This window comes from Streptomyces fradiae, from assembly GCF_041270065.1.
Classification (GTDB): Bacteria; Actinomycetota; Actinomycetes; order Streptomycetales; family Streptomycetaceae; genus Streptomyces.
The window spans coordinates 6,062,745-6,077,174 of sequence record NZ_CP065958.1; the positions used below are offsets into that span (position 1 = coordinate 6,062,745).

General features: G+C 73.1%; 11 protein-coding genes and 1 riboswitch. Of the genes, 9 read left to right on the forward strand and 2 right to left on the reverse strand.

Features of this window, described 5'->3' with window-relative positions; all coding sequences use genetic code 11:
* Positions 1 to 23 precede the first annotated feature (23 nt).
* A complete protein-coding gene (locus JAO84_RS27705; RefSeq protein ID WP_370415256.1) occupies positions 24 to 683 on the forward strand; it encodes a TetR/AcrR family transcriptional regulator C-terminal domain-containing protein in 660 nt (219 codons plus the stop codon).
* A 74-nt stretch (positions 684 to 757) separates the two neighbouring features.
* Here the strand turns inward: JAO84_RS27705 and JAO84_RS27710 are convergent, their stop codons facing one another.
* Positions 758 to 3,214, reverse strand: a complete 2,457-nt coding sequence (locus JAO84_RS27710) for a DNA topoisomerase (ATP-hydrolyzing) subunit A (RefSeq protein WP_370415257.1) — start codon at positions 3,212 to 3,214, stop codon at positions 758 to 760.
* Positions 3,215 to 3,401: 187 nt separating this feature from the next.
* On the opposite strand from JAO84_RS27710, the gene JAO84_RS27715 reads away from it, so the two are divergent.
* From JAO84_RS27715 to JAO84_RS27730, 4 genes are all read left to right on the forward strand, one after another.
* Positions 3,402 to 4,748 carry a pitrilysin family protein gene (locus JAO84_RS27715; RefSeq protein WP_265864914.1) on the forward strand — a complete coding sequence of 449 codons (1,347 nt, stop codon included), beginning with the start codon at positions 3,402 to 3,404 and terminating at the stop codon, positions 4,746 to 4,748.
* Between the two features lie 26 nt (positions 4,749 to 4,774).
* The gene (locus JAO84_RS27720; RefSeq protein WP_370416884.1) at positions 4,775 to 6,142 is read left to right on the forward strand and encodes a M16 family metallopeptidase; all 1,368 of its coding nucleotides are present in this window, start codon (positions 4,775 to 4,777) and stop codon (positions 6,140 to 6,142) included.
* Positions 6,143 to 6,388: 246 nt separating this feature from the next.
* A riboswitch (cyclic di-AMP (ydaO/yuaA leader) is annotated at positions 6,389 to 6,554 on the forward strand.
* A 12-nt stretch (positions 6,555 to 6,566) separates the two neighbouring features.
* The gene (locus JAO84_RS27725) at positions 6,567 to 7,337 is read left to right on the forward strand and encodes a M23 family metallopeptidase (protein WP_265864915.1); all 771 of its coding nucleotides are present in this window, start codon (positions 6,567 to 6,569) and stop codon (positions 7,335 to 7,337) included.
* Between the two features lie 192 nt (positions 7,338 to 7,529).
* Positions 7,530 to 8,213 (forward strand): GntR family transcriptional regulator, encoded by a 684-nt coding sequence (locus JAO84_RS27730; RefSeq protein ID WP_370415258.1) that lies wholly within the window; start codon positions 7,530 to 7,532, stop codon positions 8,211 to 8,213.
* A 206-nt stretch (positions 8,214 to 8,419) separates the two neighbouring features.
* Here JAO84_RS27730 and JAO84_RS27735 read toward each other — a convergent pair whose 3' ends face one another.
* On the reverse strand, positions 8,420 to 8,701 hold the full coding sequence (locus tag JAO84_RS27735; RefSeq protein ID WP_356073485.1) for an HPr family phosphocarrier protein: 282 nt from the start codon (positions 8,699 to 8,701) through the stop codon (positions 8,420 to 8,422).
* Positions 8,702 to 8,878: 177 nt separating this feature from the next.
* Here JAO84_RS27735 and JAO84_RS27740 point away from each other — a divergent pair, with 177 nt between their 5' ends.
* From JAO84_RS27740 to JAO84_RS27755, 4 genes are all read left to right on the forward strand, one after another.
* On the forward strand, positions 8,879 to 11,818 hold the full coding sequence (locus JAO84_RS27740; RefSeq protein ID WP_370415259.1) for a GNAT family N-acetyltransferase: 2,940 nt from the start codon (positions 8,879 to 8,881) through the stop codon (positions 11,816 to 11,818).
* A 62-nt stretch (positions 11,819 to 11,880) separates the two neighbouring features.
* Positions 11,881 to 12,474 carry a DUF5998 family protein gene (locus JAO84_RS27745; protein WP_265864919.1) on the forward strand — a complete coding sequence of 198 codons (594 nt, stop codon included), beginning with the start codon at positions 11,881 to 11,883 and terminating at the stop codon, positions 12,472 to 12,474.
* Positions 12,474 to 13,679: an alkaline phosphatase family protein gene (locus tag JAO84_RS27750; RefSeq protein WP_370415260.1), complete on the forward strand. Its 1,206-nt coding sequence runs from the start codon at positions 12,474 to 12,476 to the stop codon at positions 13,677 to 13,679. Before JAO84_RS27745 ends, JAO84_RS27750 begins: the two co-directional genes overlap by 1 nt.
* Positions 13,680 to 13,739: 60 nt before the next feature.
* On the forward strand, positions 13,740 to 14,387 hold the full coding sequence (locus tag JAO84_RS27755; protein ID WP_265864921.1) for a thymidine kinase: 648 nt from the start codon (positions 13,740 to 13,742) through the stop codon (positions 14,385 to 14,387).
* Positions 14,388 to 14,430 lie beyond the last annotated feature (43 nt).

Here is a 14,430-nt window from a genome sequence, read left to right on the forward strand (position 1 = left end):
TGTCAAGGGGATACGGTGAGCCGGTGGCGAGCAAGAAGACGACCCGGCTGGATCCGGCGCAGGTGGCGGAGACCGCCCTGCGCCTGCTGAACGAGCGCGGCCTGGAAGGCCTCACGCTGCGGGCGATCGCCCAGGAACTGCACGTCCAGGCCCCGGCGCTGTACTGGCACTTCAAGAACAAGCAGGCGCTGCTGGACGAGATGGCGACGGTCATGTACCGCCAGATGGTCGCCGACCCGGCCGCCCGGCCCGCCGGGGACGTGAGCTGGCAGGAGCGGATCCTGGCGGTCAACCGGGGCCTGCGCGCCGGGCTGCTGCGCTACCGCGACGGCGCCAAGGTCTACAGCGGCGCCCGGTTCACCGGGACCGACCACGCCGCGGACATGGAGCGCGAGCTGGGCGCGCTGGTCGACGCGGGGTTCTCGCTGCGCGACGCGGTGCGGGCGAGCACCACCGCGTACCTCTTCACCCTCGGCTTCGTCACCGAGGAACAGGGCACCGAACCGGTGCCGGGCGAGCGGCGCGAGGGCTTCGACGTGGCCGAGCGCGCCCAGCGGATGGCCGCCTACCCGCTCGCCGCCCAGGCCGGGGCGGAGCTCTTCGGCGACTACGACAGCGGCTTCGAGGAGGGCCTGCGGATCATCGTCGCCGGCATCGCGGCCACCTACGGTCCGCGGGACTGACCGTACGACGACGCCCCCGGTCCCGCGCGGCTAGGCGCGAGACCAGGGGCGTCGGCGTACGTGCCGGTTGCCGGTCAGCCCGTCGGGCCGGCCACCACCTCGACCGGCTTCGCCAGCGGCGTGCCCGAGCCGTCGCGGCGCGGGTCCGGCTCCGGGAGCTCGGACGGGGTGCCGTTCTGCTGGGCGGCGCGGGCCGGGGTGGCGCCCGCCCAGGCGAAGACCAGCAGGTCCTCGCCCTTCAGGAAGCGCTGGCAGCGCACACCGCCGGTGGCGCGGCCCTTGCGCGGGTACTGGTCGAACGGGGTCAGCTTCGCCGAGGAACCGGTCTCGGCGTCCAGCGTGCCGGTCGAGCCGGCCACCGTGAACACCACCGCCTCCGCGGCCGGGTCCACCGCCGTGAAGGACAGCACCTCGGCGCCGGCCGCCAGCTTGATGCCGGCCATGCCGCCCGCCGGACGGCCCTGCGGCCGCACCTGGGAGGCCTGGTAGCGCAGCAGCTGGGCGTCGGAGGTGATGAAGACCAGGTCCTCGTCACCGGTGCGCAGTTCGGTCGCGCCGACGATCCGGTCGCCGTCCTTGAGGGTGATGACCTCCAGCTCGTCCTTGTTCGCCGGGTAGTCCGGCACGACGCGCTTGACCACGCCCTGCAGGGTGCCGAGGGCGAGACCGGGCGACTCCTCGTCGAGGGTGGTCAGGCACAGCACCGTCTCGTCCGCCTCCAGGGAGACGAACTCCGCGAGCGGCGCCCCGCCCGCCAGGTTCGGCGCGGCGGCCGTGTCGGGCAGCTGGGGGAGGTCGATCACGGCGACCCGCAGCAGCCGGCCGGCCGAGGTCACCACGCCGATGTCGCCGCGCTGGGTGGCCGCCACCGAGGAGACGATCACGTCGTGCTTGGTCCGCTTGCCGTCGTGCGCGGCCGGCAGCGTCTCCGTCACCGTACGGGCCAGCAGGCCGGTGGAGGAGAGCAGCACCCGGCACGGGTCGTCCGCGACCTCCAGGGACGTGGCCGCGACCGGCGCGCCCGCCGACTCGAGCAGGACCGTGCGCCGGTCGGTGCCGAACTTCTTCGCGACGGCCGCGAGCTCCGCCGACACCAGCTTGCGCAGCTCGGAGTCGGACTCCAGGATCCCGGTCAGCTCGTCGATCTCGCCGGTGAGCCGGTCGCGCTCGGTCTCCAGCTCGATGCGGTCGAACTTGGTGAGCCGGCGCAGCGGGGTGTCCAGGATGTACTGCGTCTGGATCTCGCTCAGCGAGAAGCGCTCCATGAGGCGCGCCTTGGCCTCCGCGGAGTTCTCGCTCTCCCGGATCAGCCGGATGACCTCGTCGATGTCGAGCAGCGCGACGAGCAGGCCCTCCACCAGGTGGAGCCGGTCGCGCTTCTTGCCGCGGCGGAACTCGGAGCGGCGCCGCACGACCTCGAAGCGGTGGTCGAGATAGACCTCCAGGAGCTCCTTGAGGCCCAGGGTGAGCGGCTGGCCGTCGACCAGCGCCACGTTGTTGATGCCGAAGGACTCCTCCATCGGCGTCAGCTTGTAGAGCTGCTCCAGGACGGCTTCCGGCACGAAGCCGTTCTTGATCTCGATGACCAGGCGCAGGCCGTGGGCGCGGTCGGTGAGGTCCTTGACGTCGGCGATGCCCTGCAGCTTCTTGGAGCCGACCAGGTCCTTGATCTTGGAGATGACCTTCTCGGGGCCGACCGTGAAGGGCAGTTCGGTGACGACGATGCCCTTGCGGCGGGCCGTCACCGTCTCGATCGTGGTGGTCGCGCGGATCTTGAAGGTGCCGCGGCCCGACTCGTAGGCGTCCTTGATGCCGGACAGGCCGACGATCCGGCCGCCGGTCGGCAGGTCCGGGCCGGGCACGAAGCGCATCAGCGCTTCCAGGTCCGCGTTCGGATAGCGGATCAGGTGCCGGGCGGCGGCGACGACCTCGCCCAGGTTGTGCGGGGGCATGTTGGTCGCCATGCCGACCGCGATCCCGGACGCGCCGTTGACCAGCAGGTTCGGATACGCGGCGGGGAGCGCGACCGGCTCCTGCTCCTGGCCGTCGTAGTTCGGCGCGAAGTCGACGGTGTCCTCGTCGATGGACTCCGTCATGAGCAGCGCCGCCGGCGCCATCTTCGACTCGGTGTACCGCATGGCGGCCGGCGGGTCGTCGTTGCCGAGCGAGCCGAAGTTGCCGTGGCCGTCGACCAGCGGCACCCGCATGGAGAACGGCTGCGCCATGCGCACCATCGCGTCGTAGATGGACGCGTCGCCGTGCGGGTGCAGCTTGCCCATGACCTCGCCGACGACCCGGGCGCACTTGACGAAGCCCCGGTCGGGCCGCAGGCCCATCTCGTTCATCTGGTAGACGATGCGCCGCTGCACCGGCTTCATGCCGTCGCGGGCGTCGGGCAGCGCACGCGAATAGATCACCGAGTACGCGTACTCGAGGAAGGAGCCCTGCATCTCGTCAACGACGTCGATGTCGAGGATTCGCTCCTCGAACGCGTCGTCCGGCGGCGGTGTCTTCGTGCTGCGGCGGGCCATCGCGGCTGCGGCTCCTTCACCAACAAGGTTGATCTGACGCGGACCATTGTGGACCGTGGCACCGACAACGCCGACCGCGACCCGGAAGAGGGACATCCGGGAGGGCCGGGAACTTCGCCAGGTGTCGGCGCGCTTGCATACAGTGGCAGGACTTTTTCCCGATCGCGATCGAAGGGGACACATGCCCATGGGTCACACGGCTGCGGCCGAGGCCGGCTCCGGCGGCCTGACAGCGACCGAGCACCGGCTGGCCAACGGCCTGCGCGTGGTGCTCTCGGAGGACCACCTGACCCCGGTCGCCGCGGTCTGCCTCTGGTACGACGTCGGCTCCCGGCACGAGATCAAGGGCCGCACCGGTCTCGCCCATCTCTTCGAGCACCTGATGTTCCAGGGCTCGAAGCAGGTCCACGGCAACGGCCACTTCGAGCTGGTGCAGGGCGCGGGCGGCTCGCTCAACGGCACCACGAGCTTCGAGCGCACCAACTACTTCGAGACGATGCCCGCCCACCAGCTGGAGCTCGCGCTCTGGCTGGAGGCCGACCGGATGGGCTCGCTGCTCGCCGCCCTGGACGACGAGTCCATGGAGAACCAGCGGGACGTCGTCAAGAACGAGCGCCGCCAGCGCTACGACAACGTGCCGTACGGCACCGCGTTCGAGCGGCTCACCGCCCTCGCGTACCCGGACGGTCACCCGTACCACCACACCCCGATCGGCTCGATGGCCGACCTGGACGCCGCCACCCTGGAGGACGCGCGGAACTTCTTCCGCACGTACTACGCGCCGAACAACGCGGTCCTCTCGGTCGTCGGCGACATCGACCCCGAGCAGACCCTCGCCTGGGTGGAGAAGTACTTCGGCTCCATCCCCGGCCACGACGGCAAGCCCGAGCCGCGCGACGGCTCGCTGCCCGAGGTCATCGGCGGGCAGCTGCGCGAGGTCGTCGAGGAGGAGGTCCCGGCCCGTGCGCTGATGGCCGCCTACCGGCTGCCGCACGACGGCACGCGCGCGTGCGACGCGGCCGACCTCGCCCTGACCGTGCTCGGCGGCGGCGAGTCCTCCCGGCTGCACAACCGCCTGGTCCGCCGCGACCGCACGGCCGTCGCCGCCGGCTTCGGCCTGTTGCGGCTCGCCGGCGCGCCCTCGCTCGGCTGGCTGGACGTCAAGACCTCCGGAGGCGTCGAGGTCCCGCAGATCGAGACCGCCGTGGACGAGGAGCTGGCCCGGTTCGCCGCCGAGGGCCCGACCGCCGAGGAGATGGAGCGCGCCCAGGCCCAGCTGGAGCGCGAGTGGCTGGACCGGCTCGGCACCGTCGCCGGCCGCGCCGACGAACTCTGCCGCTACGCCGTGCTGTTCGGCGACCCGCAGCTGGCCCTGACCGCCGTCGACCGGGTCCTCGACATCACCGCCGACGAGGTCCGCGAGGTCGCCGCCGCCCAGCTGCGGCCCGACAACCGCGCCGTGCTCGTCTACGAGCCGGTCGGCGGCACGGCCGAGGAGACCGACAGCGACGAGGAAGAGGGAGCGGACCAGTGACCGACGCTGCCGCGTCTTTGACGAGCATGACCTTCCACCCGCAGCCGCAGGCCGGCGAGGCCAAGCCCTGGGCCTTCCCGGCCCCGGAGCGCGGCGCGCTCGACAACGGGCTCACGGTGCTGCGCTGCCACCGCCCCGGCCAGCAGGTGGTGGCCGTCGAGATCTTCCTCGACGCGCCGCTGGAGGCCGAGCCCCAGGGCCTCGACGGCGTCGCCACCATCATGGCCCGGGCCCTGTCCGAGGGCACCGACCAGCACACCGCCGAGGAGTTCGCCGCCGAGCTGGAGCGCTGCGGAGCCACCCTCGACGCGGCCGCCGACCACCCGGGCGTACGGGTCTCCCTGGAGGTCCCGGTCTCCCGGCTGCCCAAGGCGCTCGGCCTGCTCTCCGAGGCCCTGATCGCCCCGGCGTTCGTCGAGACCGAGGTCGAACGCCTGGTGCGCAACCGCCTCGACGAGATCCCGCACGAGACGGCCAGCCCGGCCCGCCGCGCCGCCAAGCAGCTCTCCAAGGAGCTGTTCCCGGCCGCCTCGCGGATGTCCCGGCCGCGCCAGGGCACCGAGGAGACCGTCGCCGCGATCGACGCCGCCGCCGTCCGCGCCTTCTACGACGCGCACGTCCGCCCGGCCGCCGCCACCGCCGTCGTGGTCGGCGACCTCACCGGCGTCGACCTGGACCAGGTGCTCGCCGACACCCTGGGCGCCTGGAGCGGCAAGCCCGCCGCCCCGCGCCCGATGCCGCCGGTCACCGCCGACGACACGGGACGGGTCGTCATCGTGGACCGGCCGGGCGCCGTCCAGACGCAGCTGCTCATCGGCCGCGTCGGCGCCGACCGCCACGACAGCGTCTGGGCGGCCCAGGTGCTCGGCACGTACTGCCTCGGCGGCACCCTCACCTCCCGCCTGGACCGCGTCCTGCGCGAGGAGAAGGGATACACCTACGGCGTACGGGCGTTCGGCCAGGTGCTGCGCTCCGACGGCGAGGGCAACGGGGCGTCGATGCTCGCCATCAGCGGCTCGGTCGACACCCCCAACACCGGCCCGGCCCTCGACGACCTGTGGAAGGTGCTGCGCACGCTGGCGGCCGAGGGTCTGACGGACGCGGAGCGCGACGTCGCCGTGCAGAACCTGGTGGGCGTGGCCCCGCTGAAGTACGAGACGGCCGCCTCCGTCGCCGGGACGCTCGCCGACCAGGTCGAGCAGCACCTCCCGGACGACTACCAGGCGCACCTGTACGCGCGGCTCGCCGCCACGGGCACCGTGGAGGCGACCGCCGCGGTGGTCAACGCCTTCCCGGTGGACCAGCTTGTGACCGTGCTCGTCGGCGACGCGGCGCAGATCGCGGAGCCGGTGCGGGCCCTGGGCATCGGTGAAGTGAGCGTCGTCACCGGCTGATTGAGCCGTTGTCACCGGCTGCCCGCGAGCTGCACCGGACTGCACCGGGCTGCCTGAGACGCCGTCACGGGACCCCGACGACCTGGTTCGTCGGGGTCCTCCCCTTTGTCCGTATTGCTGCCGAGTGTAAGTGAATGCCCTGTGGCATGTCTTACAAAAACCCGTGTCCGTTTGGTTATTGAAAGACGATCGGCCTAGCGTCGATGCGGCTGTCCGGCCACCGCTCGACGCCGCATCCGCGGCAACGGACAGTCATCGCCGAGTCCCCGCAAGGCGCGAGCCTGGGGAGCCGGGGACCCACACGCAGTCCCTGGGGTGAATCGGACGCCTTCGCTCCGCGCGGAGGGGCCCGTAGGAGACCTTCCTGCTCCGAACCCGTCAGCTAACCCGGTAGGCGAGAGGGAAGGAAAGGATCAGCCACTACATGGCGTTCACCCGTGCCACCGGGAAGCACCGTGCCCCGAGTCGGCTGGCGCGCCGCAGCGCCGGTTTCGCCGGCGTCGCGACACTCGCCACCACCGGTGTCATCGGCACCCTGGCCTCCCCGGCGCTCGCCGCCGACACGGAAGGCGCATCCCCGGAGGACACCGGCCTCACCCAGGTCGTCCTCGACGAGTCCCTCACCGACCGGGTCGACGAGCAGGCCGCCGCCCAGGAGAAGGCCGCCGCCGAGGAGGCCGCCCGCGTCCGCGCCGCCGCCGAGGCCAAGCGCAAGGCCGAGGCCCGCGCCAAGGAGATCCGCGAGGCCAAGGAGCGCGCGGCCCGCGAGGCCGAGCGCAAGCGCCTCGCCTCCTTCCAGCTCCCCGTGGCCGGCTCGTACGTGAGCACCGGCTACAAGACCGGCGGCTCGCTCTGGTCCTCCGGCAGCCACTCCGGCATCGACTTCCACGCCGCCTACGGCACCAAGGTCGTCTCCGTCGGCTCCGGCACCGTCGTCGAGGCCGGCTGGGGCGGCGCGTACGGCAACAACATCGTGATCCGGATGAACGACGGCACGTACACCCAGTACGGCCACCTCTCCGCCCTCACCGTCTCCGTCGGCGAGAAGGTCACCCCCGGCGAGCAGATCGGCATCTCCGGCTCCTCCGGCAACTCCACCGGCCCGCACCTCCACTTCGAGGCGCGCACCACCGCGGAGTACGGCTCCGACATCAACCCGATCAGCTACCTCCGCGCCCGCGGCGTGAACGTCTGACGGTCGCGACCGGCGAAAAGCCCACATCCGGTGTAAAGCCCGCATCCGGCGAAAAGCCCCGGCTCGAAACGAGCCGGGGCTTTTTTGCGTCCCTTTCCCGTGGGCGCCGTCGGAAATTCCGGCGTCCTGCAATAGAGTCGCCGGACAGGCGGTGCTCGACGGCTGTCGCGCGGCGGAAAACGGAGGTCGGACATGCGCATTCCCGCGCATTCGGTATGCACGGCGATCCGGGACGACATCGTCTCCGGGGTGTACGCGCGGGGCGCCCGGCTGACGGAGGAACAGCTGGCCCGCCGCTACGGAGTCTCCCGCGTCCCGGTCCGCGAGGCGCTGCGCACCCTGGAGTCCGAGGGCTTCGTGGTGACCCGCCGGCACGCCGGCGCCCAGGTCGCCGAGCCCGGCGAGCAGGAGGCCGCCGACCTGCTCGACATGCGGTCCCTGCTGGAGCCGCTGGGCGCCGCCCGGGCCGCCCAGCGGCGCACCGAGGCCCACCTCAAGGTGCTGCGCGGCCTGGTCAGGCTCGGGCAGGAGCGGGCCAGGGGCGGGCGCGGCGAGGATCTGGCGGCGCTCGGCGGCTGGTTCCACGAGACGCTGGCGCAGGCCTCCGGCAGCCCGCCGCTCACCGCGCTGCTCACCCAGCTGCGGCACAAGATCGCCTGGATGTACGCGGTCGAGCCGGCTGAGCGGCCCGCCGAGACCTGGGCCGAGCACGGGGCGATCGTCGACGCGGTGGCCCGCCGGGACGCCGAGCGGGCCCGGGCGCTGACCGCGCTGCACGTGGAGCGGGCCCTGCCGCGGCACCGCCCGAAACAGGGGGACCGGGCGCGCGTGAGGGTTTCGCAACATGCCGTACACAGTGCGGGACCGCGGAATTAACAGAGGCGCCGTATACAAAGAGGCGGGAATTCCTGCGTCATTCCCGGGTCATTCCTGGGCCTTTTTCGTGCTGCCCGGACATTCGGTGCCCGTGAGAATTCCGCTGCGGATTTCCGGGCGGGCCCGGGAGAGACGAAACGGCCGCGTCCGCCGGGAGAACCGGTGACGCGGCCGTTCGCGCGATCCGTCGTCGGGGAGGCGGCGGGTCAGACCGTCTCGGGGAGCTCGTCCAGGCCCTCGGCGACCAGTCGCGCCAGGCGGTCGAGCGCGGCCTCGGCGCCGTCGGCGTCCGAAGCGAGCACGATCTCCTCGCCGCCCTGCGCACCCAGGCCGAGCACCGCGAGCATGGAGGCGGCGTTGACCGGGTTGCCGTCGGCCTTGGCGATCGTCACGGGGACGCCGGATGCCGTGGCGGCACGGACGAAGATGGAGGCGGGGCGGGCGTGCAGGCCCTCGGCCCACCCGACGTTGACGCGGCGCTCAGCCATGGTGGTAGCCCTTCAACTTTCAGCGGTTGTCTAGACCAGTCTCTCACGGGTGGCGGCGTGCTCCCGTACCGACCTTCGGCCCCGGCCTGACGGCCGTTCGGCCTTCCCTACCTTGCCCGGCACCCCAGGGCCGCGCGACCCGTGCCACTGTCCGACCTCAGCCGTAGGCTGAGCCCCATGCAGAGCGGGTCTGAGCAGTCGGAGCGGCCGGAGCACGCGTATCCGGACCACTGGGAAGCGGACGTGGTCCTCCGGGACGGCGGCACCGCGCGGATCAGGCCGATCACCGCCGACGACGCCGACCGGCTGGTCAGCTTCTACGAGCAGGTCTCGGACGAGTCGAAGTACTACCGCTTCTTCGCGCCCTACCCGCGCCTGTCCGCCAAGGACGTGCACCGCTTCACCCACCACGACTTCGTGGACCGGGTCGGCCTCGCGGCGACCGTCGGCGGCGAGTTCATCGCCACCGTGCGCTACGACCGGATCAACGAGCAGGGCCGCCCCGCCTCCTCCCCGGCCGACGAGGCCGAGGTCGCCTTCCTCGTCCAGGACGCCCATCAGGGCCGGGGCGTCGCCTCGGCCCTCCTGGAACACATCGCGGCCGTCGCCCGCGAGCGCGGCATCCGGCGCTTCGCCGCCGAGGTGCTGCCCGCCAACAGCAAGATGATCAAGGTCTTCACGGATGCCGGCTACACCCAGAAGCGCAGCTTCGAGGACGGCGCCGTCCGCCTCCACCTCGACCTGGAGCCCACCGACCGCTCCCTCGCCGTCCAGCGCGCCCGCGAACAGCGCGCCGAGGCCCGCTCCGTACAGCGCCTCCTCGCCCCCGGCTCCGTCGCCGTGATCGGCGTCGGCCGCGCCCCCGGCGGCGTGGGCCGCACCGTCCTGCGCAACCTCCTCGAAGCCGGCTACACCGGCCGCGTCCACGCGGTCAACGCCGCCCTCGGCGAGGGACCGCACGAGATCGACGGCGTGCCCGCCGTCCACTCCGTCGCCGCCATCGGCGCGCCCGTCGACCTCGCCGTCGTCGCCGTCCCCGCCGAGCGCGTCCCCGAAGCCGTCGCCGCCTGCGGCGAGCACGGCGTGCGCGGCCTCGTCGTGCTCTCCGCCGGCTACGCCGAGAGCGGCCCCGAGGGCCGCGAGCGCCAGCGCGCCCTGGTCCGCCAGGCCCGCTCGTACGGCATGCGGATCATCGGGCCCAACGCCTTCGGAATCATCAATACGGCCGAGTCCGTCCGGCTGAACGCCTCCCTCGCCCCGCAGATGCCGGCCGCCGGCCGGATCGGGCTCTTCACCCAGTCCGGCGCCATCGGCATCGCCCTGCTCGCCGGACTCCACCGGCGCGGCGCGGGCCTCTCCTCCTTCCTCTCCGCCGGCAACCGCGCCGACGTCTCCGGCAACGACCTCCTCCAGCACTGGTACGACGACCCGGCCACCGACGTCGTCCTCCTCTACCTGGAGTCCATCGGCAACCCCCGGAAGTTCACCCGGCTCGCCCGCCGCACCGCCGCCGTCAAACCCGTCGTGGTCGTCAAGGGCGCCCGGCACAGCGGCAGCGCCCCGCCCGGCCACCGCGTCCCCGTCACCCGCATCCCGCACGCCACCGTCTCCGCGCTGCTGCGCCAGGCCGGGGTGATCCGCGTCGACACCGTCACCGAACTCGTCGACGCCGGCCTGCTCCTCGCCGAGCAGCCGCTGCCCGCCGGCCCCCGCGTCGCCATCCTCGGCAACTCCGAGTCCCTCGGCCTGCTCGCCTACGACGCCTGCCTCACCGAGGGCCTGCGCCCGCAGCGGCCGCTCGACCTCACCACCGGCGCCACCCCCGCCGACTTCCGTGCCGCGCTCACCGCCGCCCTCGCCTCCGACGCCTGCGACGCCGTCGTCGTCACCGCGATCCCCTGGGTGGGGGAGAACGGGGCCACCGAGTCCGGCGACGGCGAGGTCCTCGCCGCGGCCCTGCGCTCCGCCGTCGCCGCCGCGCCCGGACCCGCCAAGCCCGTGGTCGTCGTGCACGTCGAGATGGGCGCCCTCGCCGAGGCCCTGTCCGAGGCCACCCGCACCGCCCCGGCCCGCCGCGCGGCGCCCGCGCCCACGGCCTCCGCGCCGACCGCCGCGCCCGCGCCGCCCACCGGGCCCGCCGCCCCTCCCGTACCGCCGGAATCCGTACCGCAGGAATCCGTACCAACGGAGTCCGCCGCTCCGGATGCCGCACCCCCATACGCCCCCGAGCCCGGCGTCATCCCCGCGTACCCCGCCGCCGAACGCGCCGTCCGCGCGCTCGCCGAATCCGTCCGCTACGCCCAGTGGCGCCGCCAGGCCGCCGACCCCGGCCGGGTCCCCGAGTTCGACCGGATCGACGAGGCCGGCGCCGCCGCGCTCGTCGAGCGGGCCCTCGGCGGGCCGGACGCCGACCCGCGCGGCGTCACCCTCGCCGCCGACACCACCCGCGCGCTGCTCGGCCACTACGGCATCGAGGTGCTGCCCACGCTCCCCGCGCCCGGCCCCGACGAGGCCGTACGGGCCGCCGCCCGGCTCGGCTACCCGGTCGCCCTCAAGACCACCGCACCCCACCTGCGCCACCGCCCCGACCTCGGCGGGGTCCGGCTCGACCTGGCCACCGAGGAACAACTCCGCACCGCCTACGCCGAGCTCACCGAGACCCTCGGCAAGCCCGCGGAGCTCCAGCCGGTCGTCCAGGCCATGGTGCCGCGCGGCGTCGACACCGTCGTGCGCTCCGCCATCGACCCGGCCGTCGGCGCCGTCCTCTCCTTCGGCCTGGCCGGCGCCGCCTCCGAACTCCTCGGCGACACCTCCCACCGGCTCGTCCCCGCCACCGACCGGGACGCCGCCGAACTCGTCCGCTCCATCCGCACCGCCCCCCTCCTCTTCGGCTGGCGCGGCTCCGCCCCCGTCGACACCCCCGCCCTGGAGGAGCTGCTCCTGCGCGTCTCCCGCCTCGTCGACGACCACCCCGAGGTCGTCGCCGTCTCCCTCGAACCCGTGGTCGTCGCCCCGCGCGGCCTCTCCGTCCTCGGCGCCACCCTCCGCCTCGCCCCACCCCCGCCGCGCACCGACCTCGGCCCGCGCAGCCTCCCCGTCTACGAAGGCCCGTCGTGACCGGCGCCACGGGCGGCCCGCAGCGGCCGGAGGGGGCCCCGCAGCCCCGTAGGATGGAGTCCATGGCGAAGACCGGTACGACGACCCAGGGGCTGCGCGCGGCGATCGAGCGCAGCGGCTACTACCCGGCCCTCGTGGCCGAGGCGGTGGAGGCCGCCGTCGGCGGCGAGGCCGTCACGTCGTACGTGGTCCACCAGGAGACCACCTTCGACGCCAACGAGGTCCGGCGGCACGTCACCGTCCTCGTCCTCACGGCCAACCGCTTCATCGTCAGCCACACCGACGAGCAGTCCGCCGACAACAGCTCCCCGACGCCGTACGCCACGACCTCCACCGAGTCCGTGAAGCTCGACCGGATCTCCTCCATCGTCGTCAGCCGCGTCGTCGCCAACCCCGAGGCGTACACCCCGGGCACCCTGCCCCGCGAGGTCGTCCTCACCATCGGCTGGGGCGCCGTCTCCCGGATCGACCTGGAGCCGGCCGCCTGCGGCGACCCCAACTGCGACGCCGACCACGGCTACACCGGCAGCTCCACCGCCGACGACCTCAGCCTCCGGGTCAGCGACGCCGGCGACGGCCCGGACACCGTCAAGCAGACCCTCGCCTTCGCCCAGGCGCTCTCCGAGGCCACCGCGACGACCCCGGCCGCCCGCTGATGGTGCAGCCCACCGCCGTCGCACACGGCTGGCCTGACGAGCCGGAGCCGCTCGACCCCGCCACCGCGCCGCTCCCCGAGTACGGCACCGGCTCGCTCGGCGACCTGCTGCCGACCCTGGTCGCCGGACAGGGCGTGCCCGGCTGCACCCCGCGGATCACGGAGCTCGCGCCCGCCGACCGCAACTGCGTCTTCCTCATCGACGGGCTCGGCTGGGAACAGATCCTCGCCCACCCCGACGAGGCGCCCTATCTGACCTCGCTGCTCGGCACCTCGCGCGGCGGCACCGGCCACCCGATCACCGCCGGCTTCCCCGCCACCACCGCGACCTCGCTCGCCTCCGTCGGCACCGGACGCTTCCCCGGCACCCACGGACTGCCCGGCTACACCGTGCGCAACCCCGACACCGGCGAACTGATGAACCAGCTGCGCTGGAAGCCGTGGACGCCGCCGCAGGTCTGGCAGCCGTACCCCACGGTCTTCCGGCTCGCCGACCAGGCCGGGATCCACACCGCCCAGGTCTCCTCGCCCGCCTTCCAGGACACCCCGCTCACCAAGATCGCGCTGAGCGGCGGCACCTTCCACGGGCGCCTCTCCGGTGAGGAGCGGATGGACCTGGCAGCGGAGCAGCTGGCCGCCGGCGACCGCTCGCTCGTCTACACGTACTACAGCGAACTCGACGGCGCCGGACACCGCTTCGGCATCGACTCCGACGCCTGGCGCGGCCAGCTGATGTTCGTCGACCGGCTGGTCCAGCGACTCGCCGAACAGCTCCCGCCGCGCTCCGCGCTCTACGTCACCGCCGACCACGGCATGGTGGACATCCCCTTCGACGAGGACCACCGGCTCGACTTCGACGAGGACTGGGAGCTGCGGGCCGGTGTCGCGCTGCTCGGCGGCGAGGGCCGCGCCCGGCACGTCTACGCCGTCCCCGGCGCCGCGTCCGACGTCCTGACCTGCTGGCAGGAGGTCATCGGCGACCGCTTCTGGGTGGCGAGCCGCGAGGAGGCCGTCGCGCTCGGCTGGTTCGGCGACACGATCGACGAGCGGGTGTACGGACGGATCGGCGACGTGGTCGCCGCCGCCCAGGGCCCCCTCGCCATCACCGCCTCCGTCAACGAGCCCAACGAGTCCGCCATGACCGGCATGCACGGCTCGATGACCCCGGAGGAGCAGCTGGTGCCGCTGCTCGAAGTGCGTACCTGAGGCCCGCGGCCCCCTCTCCTTCCCCACCGTCCCCCGATTTCGAAAGGTCCTCGACCTCCCATGCCCGAGCTGGTGTTCTTCTCCGGAACGATGGACTGCGGAAAGAGCACCCTCGCTCTTCAGATCGAACACAACCGCTCGGCCCGCGGCCTCGAGGGCATGATCTTCACCCGGGACGACCGGGCCGGCGAGGGCAAGCTGTCCTCCCGCCTCGGCCTGGTCACCGACGCCGTCGAGGCCGCCGAGGGCTTCGACTTCTACGCGTACCTCGTCACCCATCTGTCGAAGGGCGGGCGCTGCGACTACGTCATCTGCGACGAGGCGCAGTTCCTCGCCCCCGAGCAGATCGACCAGCTCGCCCGAGTGGTCGACGACCTGGAGCTCGACGTCTTCGCCTTCGGCATCACCACCGACTTCCGCTCCAAGCTGTTCCCCGGCTCGCAGCGCCTGGTGGAACTCGCCGACCGGGTCGAGGTGCTCCAGGTCGAGGCCCTGTGCTGGTGCGGCGCCCGGGCCACGCACAACGCGCGCACCGTCGGCGGCGCCATGGTCGTCGAGGGCGCGCAGGTCGTGGTCGGCGACGTCAACGCGGGCGACGAGGTCGGCTACGAAGTGCTGTGCCGGCGCCACCACCGCAAGCGGATGACGAGCGCGACGGCGCGCGCGGCGGCCCTGTCGCCGGACGTCCTGCCGGTCACGATGAACTGAGGCCACTCGCCCGGCTCGCCCCGCCCGGCCCGCCGGTGCACGG

Bases quoted from the DNA above. Each gene is read 5' to 3' on its own strand.
- JAO84_RS27710 (WP_370415257.1), bottom strand. From the start codon at position 3,214: ATGGCCCGCCGCAGCACGAAGACACCGCCGCCGGACGACGCGTTCGAG.
- JAO84_RS27715 (WP_265864914.1), top strand. From the start codon at position 3,402: ATGGGTCACACGGCTGCGGCCGAGGCCGGCTCCGGCGGCCTGACAGCG.
- JAO84_RS27720 (WP_370416884.1), top strand. From the start codon at position 4,775: ATGACCTTCCACCCGCAGCCGCAGGCCGGCGAGGCCAAGCCCTGGGCC.
- JAO84_RS27725 (WP_265864915.1), top strand. From the start codon at position 6,567: ATGGCGTTCACCCGTGCCACCGGGAAGCACCGTGCCCCGAGTCGGCTG.
- JAO84_RS27730 (WP_370415258.1), top strand. From the start codon at position 7,530: ATGCGCATTCCCGCGCATTCGGTATGCACGGCGATCCGGGACGACATC.
- JAO84_RS27735 (WP_356073485.1), bottom strand. From the start codon at position 8,701: ATGGCTGAGCGCCGCGTCAACGTCGGGTGGGCCGAGGGCCTGCACGCC.
- JAO84_RS27740 (WP_370415259.1), top strand. From the start codon at position 8,879: ATGCAGAGCGGGTCTGAGCAGTCGGAGCGGCCGGAGCACGCGTATCCG.
- JAO84_RS27745 (WP_265864919.1), top strand. From the start codon at position 11,881: ATGGCGAAGACCGGTACGACGACCCAGGGGCTGCGCGCGGCGATCGAG.
- JAO84_RS27750 (WP_370415260.1), top strand. From the start codon at position 12,474: ATGGTGCAGCCCACCGCCGTCGCACACGGCTGGCCTGACGAGCCGGAG.
- JAO84_RS27755 (WP_265864921.1), top strand. From the start codon at position 13,740: ATGCCCGAGCTGGTGTTCTTCTCCGGAACGATGGACTGCGGAAAGAGC.